At 45.6% G+C, this 2257-nt stretch carries 1 protein-coding gene and 1 pseudogene; both read left to right on the top strand.

From position 1 onward, the window contains the following. Positions 1-396 precede the first annotated feature (396 nt). Positions 397-1623: a sugar ABC transporter substrate-binding protein gene (locus tag QTO00_RS18450; RefSeq protein WP_038201980.1), complete on the top strand. Its 1227-nt coding sequence runs from the start codon at positions 397-399 to the stop codon at positions 1621-1623. A gap of 3 nt (positions 1624-1626) precedes the next feature. Then, positions 1627-2257 (top strand): annotated as a pseudogene (locus QTO00_RS18455) (sugar ABC transporter permease); the annotation flags it as partial.

Consider the following 2257-nt stretch of genomic DNA (forward strand, 5'->3'; position numbering starts at 1 on the left):
GTTCACAGTGTTTCCTTAACCTCATAGAGGTGGATTCTATTGATATTAATCGGATTTAAAAGTAGTAGTTCAGCCTGAACGCCTAACCATTGTTCTGCATCTGAATATTATTTGCTCGCTGAATGGGATTTAAATGAGATCTTGGTCACTCGAATTCGGGCGATAATTTGATGATCGTCACTAAAAACAGCGATTAATTCGAGTTAATAGCCATTAAAAATAAAACTAACAATAAGAATGTAAGCAAGCCGAAACCGGCTTTAATTCGTTGTGAGATAAGCAATTTAGTCGATTTGGATCACATTTAGACGCTATTTTAAGCAGTTTTCAATTGACTAAAACCTCCATTCGCCTCAATTTAGTAGTATATCGTGAACTACTAAATTGGATGCAGCAATGAAAACCAAGTTATTGACCAGTCAAATACTGCTCACCACTCTTGTTAGCGCCACTGCCATGGCACAGCCGATTGAACCGGAACCAGGTGCAAATCTGTTAGTCTGGACCGATCACACAACCGTCGATTATATGAAGTACGCCGCCAACCAGTTCAATCAGGATTCGGGTTATGAGGTGGCGTTCACTTTCCGTGGACTGGCACCGATTGATGCCGCTTCACGATTAATCCAGGATGGAGGCTCAGCTCGAGTCGCTGATGTGGCTGAAATTGAGCATGACCTGCTTGGTCGCTTAGTCGTGGCTGGTGGTGCGATGGAAAATCTGGTCTCTGCTGATCACATCAACGCTCACTTCTTACAAAGTGCTGTCAACGCAGCAAATTCTGAGGGAAAAAGCTACGGCTTCCCGGTAAGTTTTGCCACAACCGCTCTGTTCTACAACAAGGATCTTCTTCCGCAGGCTCCCGAGTCTTTTGAACAGATCATTGAGTTCTCTAAGTCATTTAATGACAACAAAGAACACAAATATGCTCTGCTTTGGGACGTGCAGAATTACTATGAATCACGCATGTTCCTGACCCTATATGGAGCTTACGAATTTGGCGATAACGGCACCAATGCCCAAGATATCGGCATCGCCTCGGAGCAAGCACAGCAAGGCTTACAAGCGATGAAAAAGCTACAGGCTGCAAACAGTGCTAACCCAATGGATATGCGTAACCCTCAGGTAAGACGAGGTTTGTTCAGTGAAGGTAAGGTTGCAGCAATCATCGATGGCCCGTGGGCAATTCAGGGCTACGAGGCTTCTGGAGTGAACTATGGCGTCATTCCAATTCCCACTCTGGATGGCAAGCAACCGCGAACTTTCTCAACAGTTCGTCTGGCGGTCGTTTCTTCTTTCACCAACTATCCTAAAGCCGCTCAACTGTTTGCCAGCTACCTAAGTAGCGACAAGATGCTTAAAAAACGCTACGAGATGACGAAATCGATTCCGCCAGTTCAGGCTGTTATGGAGGAGATAATCGTCGATGCTGATGAAGCGACTTATGCGATCATTGGTCAGGGTTACTTCGCCGATGCTATGCCGTCAATTCCTGAAATGGGTTACTTGTGGTCACCAATGGCAAGTGCCATGACTTCATTATGGGTCAATGACAAGTCACCAGAGAAGGTGTTAAAGCGTGCTGAGTCAGTGATCAAAGAACAGATCAGTTTACAGGAGTAAGAGATGTTGTTGTCTCAAACTCGAATGCAACCAATGATCAACGCTTCAGTTCTTATCATGGGCCTGACGCAAATGCGTCAGGGCCATTGGGTAAAAGGCTTGGTCTGGTTGCTCATTCAGCTACTTTTTATCTTTAGCATTCCAGAGCTTAGCCTGGCGTTAAAGCAGCTCATTACTCTTGGCGATGTGGCTCAGACACGCGAAGGCTTCACCATCATTCAGGGCGATCACTCTGTCTTCCTGTTGGTTGAAGGTGTGATTGCTCTGATCGCGGTGTTTGTTTTTCTGTGCCTTTATGCACTTAACATCAATGATGCCAAATCCTGCCAGCCGTGTCAGATGTCAGCGTCCGAGCAGATCAAAGCGATATATGACCGAAAGTTTGCTTTTCTGGTGCTTTCTCCAGCAATGTTAACCAGTATCGCCTTTATCATTATGCCGATTGTCATCACCGTACTGGTCTCATTTACCAACTACTCAGCGCCTCATCATATTCCGCCAAGGAACTTGGTTGACTGGGTCGGGTTTAAGAACTTTATCGCCCTGTTTGAACTGCGAATTTGGTCGAATACCTTTGTTGGCGTAGCAACCTGGACAGTGATGTGGGCGATTCTGGCGACTATATGTACCTGTG

The organism is Vibrio sp. M260118 (assembly GCF_036533755.1).
In the GTDB taxonomy this organism is placed as follows: Bacteria; Pseudomonadota; Gammaproteobacteria; order Enterobacterales; family Vibrionaceae; genus Vibrio.